We start from the raw sequence: 17,160 nt of genomic DNA on the forward strand, positions 1-17,160 counted from the left end.
CTGTGAATATAGTGTGTTTTTATGTAAGTCAAGGAGAGTTTTGGGAGGCCCGGCCCGACTGACGCCGGGTCGGTAGCTCTGCAGCGCCGGCATTTCGTTGCTTTCGCAAAGCGCCGGCGGTCGCCTGCATCAGTGTGTACGGGGGCTTCTGGCCGATGTGAAGGGTGCCGTGGCGAGACTGTGGGTCGAGGGATCGTGCCCATGGATGCCGGATTCCACAGGTCGGTTGGAAGTAAAACACCCCATCCAGCCAGGGGCCGAATGGGGTGCGGTAATTGCCGGCAACGTCATGCCCTCAACGCTGGTGCTCTTCCTCGAAAAGCTCTGCCTTGGCGTGACGCATGACGTCCTCGCAGGCGGCTTGATGGGCGAGCTGCAGGAGCAGGCCCTGGGTCACTTCGAAGCCTTTGCCCAGGCAGGTATCGACATCCTGGCGGCTCACTCGAGGGGAGACGTTGCAGTCAATCTTGATCGTTCTTCCGCCACCGTCCAGCCTGTCGGCGAATCCCCGTATGCGCCAGGCGATACGCTCTTTCCAACTGGCGGATTCTTCCACGCCTTCGTTTACGCTAAACGTGCACTGCCACTCAGGTTTGTAGACCTTCATGAGAACCTCCCGTGCTGGCTTGAAAGAATGATCGATCGTGGTTGCTTCTCCGTAATGAAATGTCGTGCCAGGTCATCATACAGGCTTTCAGAGGCGGGGACAGTGCAAGCAGCGTGAATGATGCGGTCCGCCTGTAACGGCAATGACGCCTGCCCGGGAGGCCCGTGGTGCGTCAGCGAAGATGGGCGGCAATGGCCTCGAGGGCGGCGCGCTGCAACAGGGCCTGTCGAGCCCAGAACTGCAGCACTTCGGTGTCAAACGGGTGGAGTTGCGGGGATACGGTATTCATGGAGTTGATCCTCCTGAAAGAATTGCTCCCCCAGCGTAGACGCTTTTTTGTTGCAATGCAGCATTTCTTTTCTTATGTCAGAAAAGCGTTCATTAGTCATGTATTGGTCCCGCCGATGACCCATTCCCGCCCCCAGGCGGGCCGCTCAGCAGGCCGCCGGCGAGCGGGCTCCACATCATCAGGCCGAGGGTCTCGCTCTGCAGCATGGGGAGGATGTCACGCTCGAGATCGCGGCCGGCGAGCGTGTAGTAGGCCTGCAGCGATTCGAAGCGCGCGGCCGATCAGCCGCTCGGCATCGCTCTGCTGCAGGTCGTCGATCTGGCTCCACAGTTCGCCCTCGCCTTGAAGCTCGAGCCTGCCGAGCAGCAACCTACAGGTGGCCGGTGGCAACGGTGTGCCGTTGCAGCTGATCACCTACGTACCCGCCAGTGATTCGGGCACCCAGGAGAAGATGGAAGCCCTGTTGGTAGGCTTCGACCACTCGCCTCGCTCACGACGGCAGGGCTAGTCAGTGCCGGGGAAGTGGCCATTCAAATCAAAGCCTGCCGACGTGGCAGGCTTTTTTGTTGGTGCCGGTTTCCGGGTATTGGGAGTCAGGCATGGGGGCATGTCGAAGATTACCATGGACATTACCAAAAGCGGTTTCTTCTACCATTGCCGCGGCAAGAACGAGCCATCGCGCGACATTGGACTGGCACCGTATCCCTGTCCATGATCAAAGGACTGGTTCCACAGTTGGATAGGGCTGTGACAACGGCAACTCGACTGGTGGGGGCGGCACTCGGCAGCGTGCTGCTGCTCGTGGTGGCGGTGGCCCTGCTCCTGGAATCTCCCTGGGTGCGAGATTGGCTGGAAGAACAGGCCAGTCAGCAAGTGGGTGGTCGCGAAGTCGAGATCGGCGACCTGGATATCGGTTGGGGCTGGCCGTTGGCGGTGCGGTTGAATGACGTGCGTGTCGCCAATGCGTCCTGGGCCCGCAACGAGGATATGGCACGGCTGGAGGCATTGGCCATTGACCTGGACGTTGGGCGATTGATCAGGGGGGAGGTGGAGTTGGAGCTCGTGCGCGTCGAGCGGCTAGTGCTCCATCTGGCACGACGAGAGGACGGCACTCTCAACTTGCCTCGCCTGAGTCGTGCGAAGACATCGGAACCGGATAAGGGCGGACAGACCGTCTGGCCCAAGGCGTTTGCCGTCGGGCAGGGCCAGTTGACCTACCATGACGCCGCGCAGGATATCGAGCTCGACGTCACCTTCGAAACCCCTGGCGGCACGAGCGATGAACTACGGCTTGACGTGCGCGGCGAGGGGCGCGTGCAAGAAGACCCCCTGGCATTTCAAGCATTGGCGCACTATCAGCGAGCAGAGAATCGCGTCGCTGTCGAAAAGCTGGAAGGAGAGGTCGGTGGCAGCCATCTGAACGGTTCGCTGGCGGTGGATCTCGGCCGGGATGTGCCCTATATCGATGCGCAACTGGATGCCGACGCACTGGACCTGAACCGCTGGGGAGTACTGGGCGAGACCGAGGGCGACCAGACGGCGGACGGGGCCAACGCCCGAGGCGGGGGTGGCGACGAAACGGAGGACGCATCGACTCTCAAGGCTGCCTGGGACCAGCGCTGGGCTGAAACTCTCGGGGTACTGAAGGCGTTCGAGGGCCAAGTGGACCTTTCCATTGCCCACCTGAGCTATGCCGATCAGACCCTGCACGATCTAGCCGTCAAGGGGCAGCTCGAGGATGGTCGTGTCGGTGTGGAGCGTCTTCATGCCCTTCAGGAGAGTGCCGATGGACAGCAAGGCGGGTTGACCGCCCAGGGTTGGATCGAGGTGCAGGAGCAGCGATTGGTCGCCGACGTGGAAGCACAGTTCGACCGGCTCGACCTGACCGCGGCACTTGCGCCCTTGGGGCTCGGGGAGTTGGGCATGATCGATGGCCGGCTCAACACGCAGGTGGTCGATGGTGGGCTGGTGTTCGACGACACCGCGTTCGACTATAGAGGGCCGCGTTGGGGGCTGGTGCTTTCCTTGCGTGCCAATTCCCGTGAGATCGAAGGCATGGAAAAACCTGGGGTCCATATGGTCGGCGATGGCACCTATCAGGAAACGCCATTTTCATTCGACCTGGTGATGGGCCCGCTACTCGATCTGACCCGTGACGCGCCCTATCCGATATCCGGTGAACTGAGCACCGGCGACACCCATCTGCAACTGGACGGCAGTGTCGTCCAACCGCTCGAGCTCGCTTCGGTGGAGGGTGACTTTCGGATCGAAGGTCCCACCCTGTCGGATATCTCCGATCTGACCGGCATCAATTTGCCCGAGGTCCCTCCCTATCAGGTTCGCAGTCACCTGCGCTTCAGCGACGACCTGCTGCACCTGAATGGCATGCAGGGTAGCTTCGGTGACAGCGATGTGGCCGGCGACGCACGCTTGCGCCTGGGAGAGCGACCACAGCTGTGGGCCACGTTGACCTCGGACACGCTTCATGCCGCCGACCTGTTGCCGATGCTGGGTATCGCACCGGAAACCGGAGGGGGAGAGACGGCGTCTCCCGAGCAGGAGCAATGGGCCGAGCAGGACAGGCGCCGCCAACGGCTTTTTCCCGACCGCCGCTGGGATGTGAAGGGGCTGCGTGGCACGGATATCGTGCTCGATTACCGGGCGAAGAACGTCCAGGCCAAGCATGTGCCGTTTACCGATGTCTCCCTCGAGTTGGAGCTGCAGCAGGGTGTGATGACCATAGACCCTTTGCAGGTGGGGCTTGGCGGTGGCCGGGTCAGCGGCTCATGGGTGATCGATGCGCGCCAGGAGGCCCTGGAGGGCGACCTACGGCTGGCACTCGAGCGGGTGAATCTCAAGGCTCTGTTGCGTGAGGCCAATTTGCCACAGGTGGCCCGGGATACCCTTGGGGTCGTCGGCGGGCGTGGCGAATTCGATTACCGCGGCCGCTCGATGGATGAGGTCATGGCTGGGCTCAACGGTACGCTGGAATTGGCCATGTCCCAAGGCTGGCTGGACATCATCGCCGCGGAGCTGCTGCCCTTGAATGTGGCCAATGCCTTGGTCGCCGCCCTGGCGGGTAAGGAACAGGTTCCGTTGGAATGCAGCTATGTCCGTTTCGTTGCCGAAACCGGATTGGCCGACCTGGAGCGATTCTTCATGGCGACCGAGATTGCGAACTTCACTGGCGGTGGCGCGATCGACCTGGATGCCGAGAGACTGCAGCTGGTTTTCGAGGGGCATAACAAGAACGTGACCCTGTTCACTGGTAATTCTCCGGTGGAGCTGGATGGGCCGCTGCGTAACCCGCGGGTGAATGTGATCACCAGCGAGCTGGTGGCACGTGGTTTGGCTTCCCTGCTCGGTGCCTTGATCGCACCGCCCGCGGCGATTCTGCCCTGGATCGACCTGGGAGGAGGCGAAAATGTCGGCATGGGGTGTGAACGGGCCATGAGGGAGTTCAAGGAAGAGTGATCGTCCCTTCCTTACCTTCATGCCGGCTTCCTTGGTCCACATTCGCCCAGCGTTGCTTTGTTACCGTGACGCCTTGGGTGGCCCGGTTCGCTGTGCTTTCAACTGCGCCTCCACCCGGGCGATGATGTCGCGGCCGAGCTTGTGGAGCAGGGGCTTGGCGGCGAGGTTGACGGCCTTCTCGAGTGGGGGCGGCTGCAGGCTGTATTCCAGCGTCAGGTGGATGCGGGTGCCTCCCTCGATGGGCGTCAGGCGGTACTCGCCCTGGTTGGGCACGCCGCTCACCGAGCGCCAGGCGAATCGCTCCGGGGGCAGGAACTCCGTGATTTCCACATCGAACTCCAGCGGCACGCCGGCGACGCGCACCCGCCAGCGGTAGCGACGCTCACCCAGGCGAACTATGGTGTCTATGGCGTCGCTGTAATCGGCAAACGCTTCCACTCGGCCGACGAGGGCGAATACCTCCCGTGGGCTGGCCGCTATCTCGGCGTGGTGCTCGATGATGGGCATGGCCTTCTCCACCTCCGCAAGACAACGCGATGACACAGTAAAGGTATGACAACGTTCAGGACGAACGACGCGCCGCTCGACGGCCGAGCCCAGCTTCGGTCGCCGATCAAGGTGCTGGTCATCCTCGGACACCCGCGCAGTGACAGCCTCTGCGGCGCCCTGGCGGATGCCTTCTGTGACGGAGCCCGCGCCGCGGGCGTGCAGCTGCGGCGACTGAACCTGGTGGCGCTGGAGTTCGATCCGTACGTGCACACCCCGTCGCCCAACGACCAGCCCCTCGAGGACGACCTGAGGCAGGCGCAGGAGCTCGTCGCCTGGGCGGATCATCTGGTGTTCGTCTATCCCACCTGGTGGGGTGGGGCGCCTGCACTGCTCAAGGGGTTTCTCGACCGTATCATGGCGCCGGGGTTCGCGTTCCGGACCTGCGAGGGCGGGATCGGCTATCAGGGGTTGTTGGCCGGGCGCTCGGCACAGCTCATCACCACCATGGATACCCCGCCGCTGATCCATCGGCTGCTCTATCGTGAGCCCGGCAGGAATGCCCTGGCACGGGCGACCCTGGGCTTCTGCGGCATTCGCCCGGTGCGCTCGCTGGTGTTCGGCTCGGTCAAGGATGCCTCCCCGACACAGCGCCAGGCCTGGCTGGCCCGTGCCCACCACCAGGGCCGGCGGTTGGCGCAGGGCCGGATCACCCCCGCGGAGCGGTTGAGGCACAAGGCCGGCGCCTGGTGGCGGGCGCTGCGACTGCAGTTCTATCCCATGACCTGGGTGGCCTATGCGGTCGGGGCGCTGGCCGCTGCGCCGACCGGGGGCGTATTCGGCAACCCGGTGTTCTGGCTCGGCTACCTCTGCCTGTTCCTGCTGGAGGTGGCCACCGTGCTGATCAATGAGCTGGTCGACCTGGACACCGATCGGGCCAATCGCTTCTACAGCACCTTCACGGGTGGCTCTCGCGTCCTGGTGGAGGGTCGGTTGAGCCCGGGCGAGGTCAAGGCCGGGATCCTCGTCGCGCTGCTGGGCCTGGCGGGCGGCACGGCCTGGCTATTGGCCGTGACCCCGGCGCCCCCGGCCGCGGTGATCGCCGTGCTGGGGGCGCTGGCGGTCCTGGCCATCGGCTACACGGCGCCGCCCCTGATGCTCAGCTATCGTGGCCTGGGCGAGCTCGATGTCGCGGTCACCCACAGCATCGGCGTGATGCTGTGCGGTGCCGTGTTTCTCGGTGGAGACTGGCGCGATCCGCTGCCGTGGTTGCTGAGCCTGCCGCTGCTGCTGGCGATACTCCCTTCCATCACGCTGTCGGGCATCCCGGACCTCGAGGCCGATGCCGGTGCCGGCAAGCGCACCCTGGCGGTACGCCTGGGGCGCCGGGGCGCACTGCGGCTCGCGCTCGCCGCCACGCTGCTCGCCGCCGCCTGCGCCCTGGCCTGGCAATTGATAGGGCTGGCGGCGGGGGCCTACGGCGGCATCGCCTGGGTGGTCGTTCCCCATGGCGCCTGGCTGGCCTGGCTGCTGGCCCGGCATCTCCGGGACGACCGCCCGGCCGGGCGCATCGACGGCCTGATGGGCGCCTCGCTCGGCTATGTGCTGTGGTTCGGGCTGTGGCCGCTGTTCCGGTTGGCATGATCGCGCCCCGCCGGCCTGCCCTATGCCGTGGGTGCGTCTCTCGGCCATCCCCTGGCCAGCAGGGCCAGCCCGACGGCCAGCAGGGGCGGCCAGGCGCCCGGTATGCCCAGCGTCGCGAGGGTGATGCCGCTCACCAGGCACCAGAGGGCGGGAATGACCAGCAGCGCCCAGCCGCACGGCCCGCGGGAGATCATGGCCGCCACTCCCAGGGTGGCGATGGCGAGCGGGTCGGGGGTGAGCCCCAGGACCTCGGCGCCAAGCAGCCCACGCCCGGTGACCAGGGCCATGAGCGGGTGCAGGGCCAGGGCATGGACGAACAGCACGACCCCCAGGGCGCGTCGCACGCCCCAGCGCCTCGGCAGGTCGAGCCCGCCCTTCGGGACGCCGAGGGCGATCAGCAGCAGCGCCTGCAGCACGAACAGCGGGATCACATAGCGGATCCCCCAGTTGATCGGCACGTAGCGCTGCCACAGGAAGGCCCAGGCGACGAAGACCCAGCCGACAGCGAGCAGGGCGGCGACCAGGCGGGCGCTCCAGGGGCGCGGGCGCAGCAGGGCGAACAGCATCGCGCCGCCCAGCATCAGGGCGAGCGGTTGCAGGGGCCACAGCGCCTGGTTGTGCAGTTCGAACAGCCGCTCGTAGACGCGGGGCGAGAACATCAGGAAGTCCGCGGGGCGATAGCTCAGCCACTCGCTCATGCCGATCATTCGCCCCTCCCCATGCTGCCCTCACAAGGCCCGCACGTGATCGGCCATGCGCCGGCGCAGGGCGTCGTCGGGCAGCGGCGTGCTGGCGGCAGCCATGTTCTCGCGCACGTGATCGACGCGGGTGGTGGCGGGAATGGCACAGCTCACCGCCGGGTGGGAGATGATGAACTTGAGGATGAACTGTGCCCAGCTCCCGGCGCCGATCTCCGTCGCCCACTCCGGCAGCGGTTCGCCCGCCAGGCGCTCGGTCAGCCGCCCTTGCCGGAAGGGGCGATTGACGATCACGCCGATGCCTTTCTCCCTGGCCAGGGGCAGCAGGCGGCGTTCGGCCTCGCGGTCGACGACGTTGTAGGTCAACTGGACGAAATCCAGCGGCGCGTCGCGCATGATGCGCTCGATGGTGTCGTGGCGCCGGCCGTGGGAGGTGGTGATGCCCACATGACGCACCTCGCCGGCCGCCTTCATCGCGAGCAGCGTCGAGAGGTTCGCCTCCCAGGCGACCAGGTTGTGGACCTGGAGCAGGTCGAAGCGCGGTACGCCCCAGTGACGGCGCGACGCCTCGACCTGTGCCGGCCCATGGCCGGGGCGCGAGGTCCAGATCTTGTCCGCCGCGTAGACCCGGTCGAGCGCATCGAGCTTGCCCAGCCCGTGGCCGATGGTCGCCTGGGACGAGCCGTACATCGGCGAGGAGTCGATCATGCGCCCGCCCATGGCGAAGAACTGCGCCATCACCGCGGTGCACTCCTCGAGCAGTACCGGGTCGTCTCCCACGTTGAAGGTGATCCAGCTGCCCAGCCCGACCAGCGGTAGGCGTTCTCCGATGGCGGGCACCTCGCGCGCCAGGGGTGGCGGCCGCTGCGCCAGGGCGCCGAGTGGCGGCAGTGCCGTGGCCGCGGCCAGCGACACGAGGCCACTCAGCAGCGCGCGGCGAGACAGGCGGCTCGGGGGAGGGGGCATGGTCGTCTCCTGCTCGTGCTGCTCAGAGCAGTGTAGTTGTTGCGACTATACTGTCAGCAGACGGTAGCCCCTGGGAGGTATGCCATGATCGTTCGCCTGGGCCGGGGAATGGCGGCGGGGCTGGTGGCCACCCTGGCCATCTCCATGCTCCTGATCCTGCGCCTGTCGGCGGGGGTCATGCCCTGGTACAACCCCATCGAGATCATGAACCTGACGGCCCAGCGGGCGCTGGGTACGCCAAGCAGCATGGCCGTGGGGTGGGCCATTCACTTCGTGGTCGGCACCTTGATCTGGGGCACGCTGTTCGGCCTGATGGAGTCGGACCTGCCCGGCGGCAGCGATACGCGCCGCGGGCTGGTATTCGGCCTGGGCGCCTGGCTGGTGGTGATGGTCACGGTGTTCCCGCTGGCTGGCTCGGGCTTCTTCGGCCTGGGCTTCGGCCTGATCGCGCCTCTTTCCACGCTGCTGGGGCATATCGTGTTCGGGCTGGTGCTGGGCGCCACCTACGGCTGGTTGCGACGCCTGTAGCCGGCGTACCGACGACCCCGCCCCCGTGGCGGGATCGTCGCGGCTCAGGCCGGTCGTCTCGCCATGAGCTCCTCCACTTCCTGCCCCAGTGATGCCATGTCCCGATACCCGGGAGTTTTCCCATGACCGCCACCCTCTATCGACTCGCCGCCTTCACCCGTGACCCCAGGGGCGGCAACCCGGCCGGCGTCTGGCTGGGCGATGCGCTGCCCGACGCCGCCACCATGCAGCGCATCGCCGCCGAGGTGGGCTATTCCGAGACGGCCTTCATCGCCCCGCTGCGCGGCGGCCGGCACACGGTTCGCTACTACAGCCCCCAGGCCGAGGTGAGCTTCTGCGGCCATGCCACGGTCGCCGCCGGCGTGGCACTGGGAGAGTTGAGCGGGGCGGGTACCTATGAACTGGAGACCGCCGTGGGCAGGGTGCCGGTGACGGTATGCCAGGCGGATGGCGAGTGGCGGGCCTCGCTGGTATCGGTGGCACCCGAGCACCGGGCGGCCCCCCCGGCCCTGGTCGAGGAGGTGCTGGCCCTCCTCGGCTGGCAGACGGCCGAGCTGGACCCGGACCTGCCGCCGGCCAGGGCCTATGCCGGTGCCTGGCACCTGGTGCTGGCGGTGTCATCGCGGGGACGACTCGATCGGCTGGACTACGATTTCGAGCGACTCCGGGCGCTGATGCTGCGCGAGAACCTCACCACCCTGCAGCTCGTCTGGCGAGAGAGCGCCACCCGCTTTCATGCCCGCGATCCCTTTCCGGTGGGCGGCGTGGTGGAAGACCCGGCCACCGGCGCTGCGGCGGCGGCGCTGGGCGGTTACCTGCGCGATGCGGGACTGCTCGAGGCACCCGCCCGGTTGACGATCCGCCAGGGCGAGGCGATGGGGCGGCCGAGCCTGCTCGAGGTGGACATCCCCGCGACCGGGGGCATCGTGGTCACCGGCACGGCGGTGGCGCTCCAGGCATCGGGATACCGGCCGTAAGGAAACTAGTCTTCGTGATGCAGAAGTCTGCACTCTGTAACAGCCGGTGTGGCGGGGCGTCTCCATCGTCAAGGCCGTCTATATCGACAAGACCGACCTCAACTGCGCCTGCGTGGGGGGCGACTCCAAGGTGCCGCTCGGCATCATCAGTTTCACCGAGAACGCCATGATGGCGGTCATGGGGCTATGGGTGCTGCTACATCTCTGATCGCGTCGAGCCGAGGTGGCAGGGTCAATCCCCGGGGCCACACTCCATGCAACGCTCGGTGATCGCCGGGCCAAGCTGCAGGCTGGCGTTCAGGTCGCGCAGGGCAGTACGCAGCCCTTCCTCGAGAACCGGGTGATAGAAGGGCATCTCGAGCATGCGGCTCACGCTCAAGTGCTGTTCCAGCGACCAGGCGAGCAGGTGCGCCATGTGCTCGATGCGCGGGCCGAACAGCTCGGCGCCGAGGAACTGCCCCGAGCCGTGCTCGGCGTAGAGGCGTATCATGCCGCGGTGCTGGCCCATCACCACGGCACGCCCCTGGTCCTCGAAGGAGGCCTCTCCCGTGGCGATGCAGTCGCAGCCCCCGTAGCGCTGCTCGAGTTCGGCTCGGCTGGCGCCGACCGTGGCCATTTGCGGGTCGGTGAAGACGATGGCCAGCGCGACGTTGCGCTGGCCGGCGCGCAGTGCCGGGTAGCGCCCCGCGTTGCCACCGGCGATGCGCCCCTGGGCATTGGCCTCGTGCAGCAGCGGCAGTTCCTGGCTGGCGTCGCCGGCGATGAACACATGGCTCGGGCCGTCGTCGGCGTTGCGGCACTGCATGGTGAAGCGGTTGTAGTGCGGCACGCCCTGGTCATCCAGCGCCAGGCCGGCCTGGTCCAGGTCGAGCCCGTCGACATTGGGGCGCCGGCCGGTGGCGGCGAGCAGGTAGTCGAAGCGCTCGGTGAGGCGCGCGCCGCTGTGGCGTTCGAGGAAGGTGACCACGACCTGGTCGCCGTCGCGTTCGATGGCTTCCACCTTGGCATCCGGGTCGACGTAGAAGCTCTCGTTGAAGGTGCGGTCGGCATAGTCGCGCAGGGTCTCGTCCCGGAACGGGCCGAGGGCGCCGCCGACGCCGAAGACGCGCAGGCGCGTCCCCAGGCGGTGCAGGGCCTGGCCGAGTTCCAGGCCGATCACCCCGGGGCCGAATACGGCCACCGACGCCGGCAGGTCGTGCCACTCGAACACATCGTCGTTGACGACCAGCCGATCGCCCGCCGCCTCGAAGAAACCGGGCCAACTGGGGCGTGCGCCGGTGGCGATGACGATGTTGCGCGCCTCGAGGCGGGTGTGATCGCCGACGATCAGGGTGTGCGGGGCCGCGAAGCGGGCATGGCCTTGCAGGAGGTTGGCCGCGCCGATTCGCTGCATCGACTCGAGGACGCGACTGACGAAGCCGTCGCGCTCATGCTTGATGCGCGCCATGACGGCACGGCCGTCGATCTCTATTTCGCCGCGCACCCTGACACCGAAACCATGGGCGTCGCGGGCATGATGGGCGGCCTCGGCGGCGGCGATCAGCAGCTTCGAGGGCATGCAGCCCACCCGCGCACAGGTGGTGCCGTATTCGTCGCCCTCGATCAGCACCACGCTGTCGGACTGCTTGCTGGCGGCGTGCCAGGCGCTCAGGCCGGCGCTGCCGGCCCCGATGATGGCGACATCGACGTCACGTTCGTGCATCGTGATCTCCTCCGGGGAAGTGGCGGCCACCGGCCGCGGGCCTCGACTCGCTTCACTATGGCACAGCCTGTCCCGCCACCCGATATTTCGGCATTCCCCGGCCCTTTCTGTTATCCTGCCCGGCTTCCCTTGCCATTCCCTCGACTCTCGCCTCCTGGCTCCCGCCATCGCTCGCTTGTCGCCCCGGCTCCCGTCCTCCATCGCAGGTCCATTTCCGTGTCCGATCCCTTGCCCGACTCTTCCTTTGCTTCCCTGGCGCTGGCGCCGGAGCTGCTGGTCAACCTCGACTCGCTCGGCTACCACGCCATGACCCCGATCCAGGCCGAGAGCCTGCCGTTGATGCTGGCGGGACGCGACGTGATCGCCCAGGCCAGGACCGGCTCTGGCAAGACCGCGGCCTTCGGCCTCGGGCTGCTCTCGCGGCTCGCGGTGGCAAGCTTCCGGGTGCAGGCGCTGGTGCTGTGCCCGACCCGCGAGCTGGCCGACCAGGTGGCCGGCGAGCTCCGCCGGCTGGCGCGCACCCTGCCCAACGTCAAGGTGCTGACCCTGTGCGGCGGGGCGCCCTTCGGCCCGCAGCTCGCCTCGCTGGCCCATGGGGCGCATGTGGTGGTCGGCACGCCGGGCCGGGTGGAGGAGCACCTGCGCAAGGGCTCGCTGACCCTGGCGGCGCTCGAGACCCTGGTGCTCGACGAGGCCGATCGCATGCTCGACATGGGCTTCCAGGCGTCGATGGAGGCGATCGTCGCCGAGACGCCGGCGAGCCGGCAGACCTGGCTGTTCAGCGCGACCTATGCGGCAGGCATCAAGCCGATCGCCGAGGGCCTGATGCGCGCGCCGGCCTTGGTGGAGATCGCCGAGGTCCACGATGCCACCAGCATTCGCCAGCACGTCTATCGGGTGGCGGACGAGGCGGCACGCTTCGAGGCCCTGCGCCGGCTGCTGCTGCACCATCGGCCCGAGTCCAGCGTGGTATTCTGCAACACCCGGCGCGAGACCCGGGAAGTTGCCGAGGCCCTCGGCGAGGCGGGCTTCAGTGCCCTGGCACTGCATGGCGATCTGGAGCAGCGCGACCGCGACCGCATCCTGGTGCTGTTCGCCAACCGCAGCGCGTCGATCCTGGTGGCCACCGACGTGGCGGCGCGCGGGCTGGATATCGAGTCCCTGGACGCGGTGTTCAACTACCAGATCGCCCGCGATCTCGAGGTCCATGTGCACCGCATCGGGCGCACCGGCCGGGCCGGCGGCTCCGGCGTGGCCTGCACCCTGGTCACCGAGCAGGAGGCGTACCGGCTGGATCGGCTCGGCGAGTTCCTCGGTGAGGACCTCGAGGAGGCGCCGCTGCCGGGGCGTGCCGTGCTCGGGCGGGACCCGCTCATCCCGCCCATGGCCACGCTGCAACTCGACGGCGGCAAGAAGCAGAAGGTGCGCCCCGGCGATATCCTCGGCGCCCTGACCGGCGAGGCGGGATTGCGGGGCGACCAGGTGGGCAGGATCAAGGTGCTCGAGCGCAGCGCCTACGTGGCCGTGCAGCGCGAGGTCGCCAAGGTGGCCCTCGCCCAGCTGAGCGCGGGTAAACTCAAGGGGCGCTCGTTTCGCGCCCGGCGCGTCAGCCGCTGACGGGAAAGGGGGAACATGAAGATACCCAGACGATTGCAGCCGCTGGTCGATGACGGCCTGATCGACGAGGTCGTGACCCAGTTGATGAGCGGCAAGGAAGCGCAGGTCTATGTGGTGCGCTCGGGCGGCGAGCTGCGCTGTGCCAAGGTCTTCAAGGAGGCCAGGCAGCGCAGCTTCAAGCAGGCGGTGCAGTACCAGGAAGGCCGCAAGGAGCGCAACAGTCGCCGCGCCCGGGCGATGGCCAAGAAGACGCGCTATGGCCAGAAGGAGCAGGAACAGGCCTGGCTGAATGCCGAGGTCGATGCCCTCTACCGCCTGGCGAGCGCCGGGGTGCGGGTACCCAGGCCCTACGGCTTCGTCGACGGCGTGCTGCTGATGGAGTTGATCGGCGACGCCGAGGGCTTTGCCGCCCCACGGCTGGATGACGTCACCCTCGGCGCCGAAGAGGCCCGCGGACACCACGCCCGGGTGATCGGCGAGGTGGTGCGCATGCTGTGTGCCGGCCTGGTGCACGGCGACCTGTCCGAGTTCAACGTGCTGCTCGATGAGCGGGGGCCGGTGATCATCGACCTGCCCCAGGCGGTGGATGCCGCGGGCAACAACAGTGCGGCGATGATGCTCGAGCGCGACGTCGACAACATGCGGGCCTACTTCGGCCGCTTCGCGCCGGAGCTGCTCGAGACCGATTACGCCAAGGAGATCTGGGCGCTCTACGAGGCGGGCGAGCTGCACCCGGAGAGCCGGCTGACCGGCTGCTTCGCCCACGACACCGCGCCCGTGGATGTCGATGACCTGATGACCGTGATCGACGACGTGCGCGAGGAGGAGGCCCACCGCCAGGCGGCCCGCCACCGCGGCGACGAGCCCGGGGTCGAGGAGGCCGCCGAGGAGTGGCGGGAGTCCCGGCGGGAGTGTTGAGCCCGGCGGCATTGCCGCGGGGCATCACGGTGGATGCTGCGGAGCATCCGCCAGCTCGGGCGGCAATGGCCGCCTGCCCAGGATCAGGTCCGCTGCCTTCTCCCCGATCATCAAGGTCGCCGCATTGGTATTCGCCGCCGGCATCGTCGGCATGATGGAGGCGTCGGCGACACGCAGCCCCTGCATGCCGTGGACTCTCAGGTGGTCGTCGACCACGCTGTCCGCCCGTTCGGCTGGCCCCATGCGGCAGGTGCCGATGGGGTGGTAGGTGGTGTTGCCGGTCCGGCGAGCGTGGTCGAGCAGCTCGGCATCGCTCTGCACAGGGTCGCCGGGCCAGATTTCCCGCTCGACATGATGGGCAAACGGCAGGCTGGCGGCGAGACGTCGGCCGAGGCGCATGGCCGCGAGGATGGCCTGGCGATCCTCTTCCTCTGCCAGGTAGTTCGGCTGCAACTCCGGCGCCGCCAAGGGGTCGGCGGACAGGGCGCGAACATGCCCCCGGCTGGCCGGGCGTTGCTGCCAGCATGCGATGGTCGCACCGGGAAACCGGTCCAGTCCGCTCCAGATGCCCGCCGGATAGCTGGCGGGCGTGAAGGAGACCTGGATATCGCCCACCTCCAGCGCCTCGTCGGATTTCCCGAAGCAGTAGACCAGCGTCGGCGTCAGGGCCAGGACCCCGCGTCGCGTGAAGGCGTAGCGGGCGACTTCCTTCACCAGCCCGAGCCCACGCACGCGCTCGTTGATGGTTTCGATACCGCGGATGCGCATCACTAAGCGTGCGGCATAGTGGTCGCGCAGGTTCTCGCCGACGCCGGGGAGGGCGTGCACCAGGGGAATGCCGAGGGCCTGTAGCCGGGCCGGAGCCCCGAGACCCGACAGCTGCAGCAGGTGCGGTGATGCGATGGCGCCGCCACAGAGGATCACCTCCCGGTTCGCGAGCACCACTTCATCACGGCCGCCCCGCCGGTAGCGCACACCGATGGCACGCTTGCCCGCGAAGACGATCTGCAGCACCCGGGCACGCGTCCGGACCTCCGTGTTGCCGCGTTTCATCGCCGGATAGAGGAAGGCCCGTGCGGGACTGACCCGGCGCCCCCGATGGATGCTGCGCTGAACGTAAGCGACGCCCTCCTGTGACGCGCCGTTATAGTCGGGATTGCGTGGAATGCCGAGTGACTCCGCGCCATCCATGAAGGCATCACAGAGCGGGTCGGCCTGATCGATGTCGGTAATGCTGAAGGGGCCGCTACGCCCACGATAGCGATCATCACCGTTGCCGATACGCCGTTCGCAGCGCTTGAAGTACGGCAGCACCTCCGCATAGCTCCAGCCGCGATTGCCCAGGGCCGCCCAGGTGTCGAAGTCCGTGCGGTGCCCTCGGGTATAGACATGCCCGTTGATCGCTCCCGACCCGCCGAGCGTCTTCCCCCGCGACTGGACGAGGCTGCGCCCGGCCGTTCCCCAACTGGGCGCCGTCTGGTACATCCAGTTGAGGCGGGGATTGTCGAGGAGATGCACCACGGCGGCCGGGACGTGGATGTAGGGGCTGCGGTCCGGTGGGCCGGCCTCGAGCACGCAGACCGTGCCCTGGCCCGCTTCCGACAGCCGGCCGGCGACCACCGAGCCGGCGCTGCCTGCGCCGATGACGATGTAGTCGAAACGATCCGTCATGGCGACAGGCGGATGCCGACATTCTTGGTCTGCACGTAGCCGAGCAGGGCTTCCTGCCCCTTTTCCCGGCCATACCCGGAGCGTTTGGTGCCGCCGAAGGGAGTCTCCACGCCACCGGTCCACCAGTCATTGACATAGACCTGGCCAGCCACCAGGCGGTCGGCCGTCCAGTGGGCCAGCCTCAGGTCGTTGGTGTAGACCCCGGCGGCCAGGCCATAGTCGGTACCGTTGGCAATGGCGATGGCCTCGTCCGGGGTGTCGAAGGGCAGGACCACGAGCACCGGGCCGAAGAACTCCTCCCGGGCGATCCGCATCTCGGGACGCACCCCGCTGAAGAGGGTGGGGGCCATGAAATGTCCCGGCCTGCCGGCCAGGCGCGATCCCCCCGTGACCAGCGTCGCGCCTTCCTCGACCCCGACGCGGCAGAGCGACTCGACCCGATCGAGCTGCCGCGCGGAGATCAGGGGCCCCATGTCGCAGCCGTCGATGCCGGGGCCGATGGTACGGGTTTCGGCCTCTCCCTTGAGCCGTGCCACCAGGTCGTCATGGATCGAGCGGTGCACGATCAGGCGAGAACCGGCCGAGCAGATCTGTCCGGCATGATGGAAGATGGCCCGCGCGGCGCTTTTCGCCACCCGGTCCAGGTCCGCGTCCGGATAGACGATCCCGCCCGACTTGCCGCCCAGTTCCATGATGCACGGAATGATCCGCTCCGAAGCGGCCCGCAGCACGCTCCTGCCTGTCTCGACGGAGCCGGTGAAGACGATGTGGTCGATATCGCCATGCGCGACCAGCGCTGCGCCGGTGTCATGCCCGTAGCCGCAGAGGATATTGACGGCCCCCTTGGGTACCCCCGCCCGCTCGCACGCTTCGGCAAACAGGAACAGGCTCAACGGAGAGTCCTCCGGTGACTTGAGGACGACCGTATTTCCCGTCAGGAGGGCGCAGGTGATGGAACGTGCACCCACGGGCAGCGGTCCGTTCCATGGCACGATCTGAGCCGAGACGCCGAACGGCATGTGGGTGGTGTAGTCGAGCACCCCCTCGCCGAGCGGGATCTGCCGCCCCTCCAGCTTGTCGGCCATGCCGGCGTAGTAGCTCAGGTAACGCCGGGTCAGGGCGATGTCGGCATGGCCGGCGGCCATGGTCTTGCCATTGTCGAAACACTCCACGGTGGCGATGTCATCGGCCAGTTCATCGAGCTGTCGCGCTACTTCCAGCATCATCTCGCCGCGCTGGTGAGGGCGCATGGCCGCCAGGGCCCGGCTGTCGAAACAGCGGCGGGCTGCCGCCACGGCCTGATCCACATCGGCGGGCATGGCGCGGGCGACCTCGGCAATGGGGGCGCCGGTCGCGGGATCGGTAACGACGATACGCTCGTTACCGGTGCCATCGACCCACTCGCCACCGATGAAATTCTTCCAATATGGCCTGATGCTGGTCACTGTGTCCCCCATGGTGCCGGGCTTCCCGGCACGGTTCTCGACTCTCGTCATTCCGCCATCATTACGAGTCTGGCAACGCTTGGCGAATGCCGGTTCAGGATCAATCTATGCCTGATTTGCATGCTCGTGCGGGGAAGG

Annotated in this window: 14 protein-coding genes; 7 read left to right on the forward strand and 7 right to left on the reverse strand. The window is 67.3% G+C overall.

The window, feature by feature from the left end; genetic code table 11:
• Window positions 1-295 precede the first annotated feature (295 nt).
• A complete protein-coding gene (locus C1H66_RS00540) occupies window positions 296-607 on the reverse strand; it encodes a hypothetical protein (RefSeq protein ID WP_102625973.1) in 312 nt (103 codons plus the stop codon).
• A 1,000-nt stretch (window positions 608-1,607) separates the two neighbouring features.
• On the opposite strand from C1H66_RS00540, the gene C1H66_RS00550 reads away from it, so the two are divergent.
• Entirely contained in the window at window positions 1,608-4,370 is a 2,763-nt protein-coding gene (locus C1H66_RS00550; RefSeq protein ID WP_102625974.1) for an AsmA family protein, read from the forward strand.
• Between the two features lie 60 nt (window positions 4,371-4,430).
• Here C1H66_RS00550 and C1H66_RS00555 read toward each other — a convergent pair whose 3' ends face one another.
• Window positions 4,431-4,877 carry an SRPBCC family protein gene (locus tag C1H66_RS00555; protein WP_102625975.1) on the reverse strand — a complete coding sequence of 149 codons (447 nt, stop codon included), beginning with the start codon at window positions 4,875-4,877 and terminating at the stop codon, window positions 4,431-4,433.
• A 45-nt stretch (window positions 4,878-4,922) separates the two neighbouring features.
• Here C1H66_RS00555 and C1H66_RS00560 point away from each other — a divergent pair, with 45 nt between their 5' ends.
• A complete protein-coding gene (locus tag C1H66_RS00560; RefSeq protein WP_240618169.1) occupies window positions 4,923-6,500 on the forward strand; it encodes an NAD(P)H-dependent oxidoreductase in 1,578 nt (525 codons plus the stop codon).
• Between the two features lie 20 nt (window positions 6,501-6,520).
• Here the strand turns inward: C1H66_RS00560 and C1H66_RS00565 are convergent, their stop codons facing one another.
• A complete protein-coding gene (locus tag C1H66_RS00565; protein ID WP_240618170.1) occupies window positions 6,521-7,207 on the reverse strand; it encodes a DUF6064 family protein in 687 nt (228 codons plus the stop codon).
• Between the two features lie 21 nt (window positions 7,208-7,228).
• On the reverse strand, window positions 7,229-8,164 hold the full coding sequence (locus C1H66_RS00570) for an aldo/keto reductase (RefSeq protein ID WP_102625976.1): 936 nt from the start codon (window positions 8,162-8,164) through the stop codon (window positions 7,229-7,231).
• An 84-nt stretch (window positions 8,165-8,248) separates the two neighbouring features.
• Here C1H66_RS00570 and C1H66_RS00575 point away from each other — a divergent pair, with 84 nt between their 5' ends.
• The 3 genes from C1H66_RS00575 to C1H66_RS00585 all read left to right on the forward strand — a co-directional run bounded on the left by C1H66_RS00575 (window position 8,249) and on the right by C1H66_RS00585 (window position 9,877).
• Window positions 8,249-8,692 (forward strand): DUF6789 family protein, encoded by a 444-nt coding sequence (locus C1H66_RS00575; protein WP_102625977.1) that lies wholly within the window; start codon window positions 8,249-8,251, stop codon window positions 8,690-8,692.
• A 122-nt stretch (window positions 8,693-8,814) separates the two neighbouring features.
• Complete coding sequence (locus C1H66_RS00580; RefSeq protein WP_102625978.1) at window positions 8,815-9,669, forward strand: PhzF family phenazine biosynthesis protein; 855 nt, start codon at window positions 8,815-8,817, stop codon at window positions 9,667-9,669.
• A gap of 46 nt (window positions 9,670-9,715) precedes the next feature.
• Window positions 9,716-9,877 carry a hypothetical protein gene (locus C1H66_RS00585; protein ID WP_205738606.1) on the forward strand — a complete coding sequence of 54 codons (162 nt, stop codon included), beginning with the start codon at window positions 9,716-9,718 and terminating at the stop codon, window positions 9,875-9,877.
• Window positions 9,878-9,901: 24 nt separating this feature from the next.
• Here C1H66_RS00585 and C1H66_RS00590 read toward each other — a convergent pair whose 3' ends face one another.
• Window positions 9,902-11,371: a dihydrolipoyl dehydrogenase gene (locus C1H66_RS00590; RefSeq protein WP_102625979.1), complete on the reverse strand. Its 1,470-nt coding sequence runs from the start codon at window positions 11,369-11,371 to the stop codon at window positions 9,902-9,904.
• Between the two features lie 216 nt (window positions 11,372-11,587).
• Here C1H66_RS00590 and dbpA point away from each other — a divergent pair, with 216 nt between their 5' ends.
• Window positions 11,588-12,988, forward strand: a complete 1,401-nt coding sequence (gene dbpA, locus C1H66_RS00595; RefSeq protein ID WP_240618171.1) for an ATP-dependent RNA helicase DbpA — start codon at window positions 11,588-11,590, stop codon at window positions 12,986-12,988.
• A 15-nt stretch (window positions 12,989-13,003) separates the two neighbouring features.
• Entirely contained in the window at window positions 13,004-13,906 is a 903-nt protein-coding gene (locus tag C1H66_RS00600) for a PA4780 family RIO1-like protein kinase (RefSeq protein WP_102625980.1), read from the forward strand.
• A 24-nt stretch (window positions 13,907-13,930) separates the two neighbouring features.
• Here C1H66_RS00600 and C1H66_RS00605 read toward each other — a convergent pair whose 3' ends face one another.
• Together C1H66_RS00605 and C1H66_RS00610 are read right to left on the reverse strand one after the other, a co-directional pair.
• The gene (locus C1H66_RS00605; protein ID WP_102625981.1) at window positions 13,931-15,577 is read right to left on the reverse strand and encodes a GMC family oxidoreductase; all 1,647 of its coding nucleotides are present in this window, start codon (window positions 15,575-15,577) and stop codon (window positions 13,931-13,933) included.
• Window positions 15,574-17,073 (reverse strand): aldehyde dehydrogenase family protein, encoded by a 1,500-nt coding sequence (locus tag C1H66_RS00610; RefSeq protein ID WP_240618172.1) that lies wholly within the window; start codon window positions 17,071-17,073, stop codon window positions 15,574-15,576. Before C1H66_RS00610 ends, C1H66_RS00605 begins: the two co-directional genes overlap by 4 nt.
• Window positions 17,074-17,160: the final 87 nt, after the last annotated feature.

Origin of the sequence: Halomonas heilongjiangensis, assembly GCF_002879645.1 — a bacterium.
In the GTDB taxonomy this organism is placed as follows: domain Bacteria; phylum Pseudomonadota; class Gammaproteobacteria; order Pseudomonadales; family Halomonadaceae; genus Halomonas; species Halomonas heilongjiangensis.

Bases quoted from the DNA above. Each gene is read 5' to 3' on its own strand.
- C1H66_RS00550 (WP_102625974.1), top strand. From the start codon at position 1,608: ATGATCAAAGGACTGGTTCCACAGTTGGATAGGGCTGTGACAACGGCA.
- C1H66_RS00555 (WP_102625975.1), bottom strand. From the start codon at position 4,877: ATGCCCATCATCGAGCACCACGCCGAGATAGCGGCCAGCCCACGGGAG.
- C1H66_RS00610 (WP_240618172.1), bottom strand. From the start codon at position 17,073: ATGACGAGAGTCGAGAACCGTGCCGGGAAGCCCGGCACCATGGGGGAC.
- C1H66_RS00590 (WP_102625979.1), bottom strand. From the start codon at position 11,371: ATGCACGAACGTGACGTCGATGTCGCCATCATCGGGGCCGGCAGCGCC.
- C1H66_RS00570 (WP_102625976.1), bottom strand. From the start codon at position 8,164: ATGCCCCCTCCCCCGAGCCGCCTGTCTCGCCGCGCGCTGCTGAGTGGC.
- C1H66_RS00580 (WP_102625978.1), top strand. From the start codon at position 8,815: ATGACCGCCACCCTCTATCGACTCGCCGCCTTCACCCGTGACCCCAGG.
- C1H66_RS00565 (WP_240618170.1), bottom strand. From the start codon at position 7,207: ATGATCGGCATGAGCGAGTGGCTGAGCTATCGCCCCGCGGACTTCCTG.
- C1H66_RS00560 (WP_240618169.1), top strand. From the start codon at position 4,923: ATGACAACGTTCAGGACGAACGACGCGCCGCTCGACGGCCGAGCCCAG.
- C1H66_RS00605 (WP_102625981.1), bottom strand. From the start codon at position 15,577: ATGACGGATCGTTTCGACTACATCGTCATCGGCGCAGGCAGCGCCGGC.
- C1H66_RS00575 (WP_102625977.1), top strand. From the start codon at position 8,249: ATGATCGTTCGCCTGGGCCGGGGAATGGCGGCGGGGCTGGTGGCCACC.
- C1H66_RS00540 (WP_102625973.1), bottom strand. From the start codon at position 607: ATGAAGGTCTACAAACCTGAGTGGCAGTGCACGTTTAGCGTAAACGAA.
- C1H66_RS00600 (WP_102625980.1), top strand. From the start codon at position 13,004: ATGAAGATACCCAGACGATTGCAGCCGCTGGTCGATGACGGCCTGATC.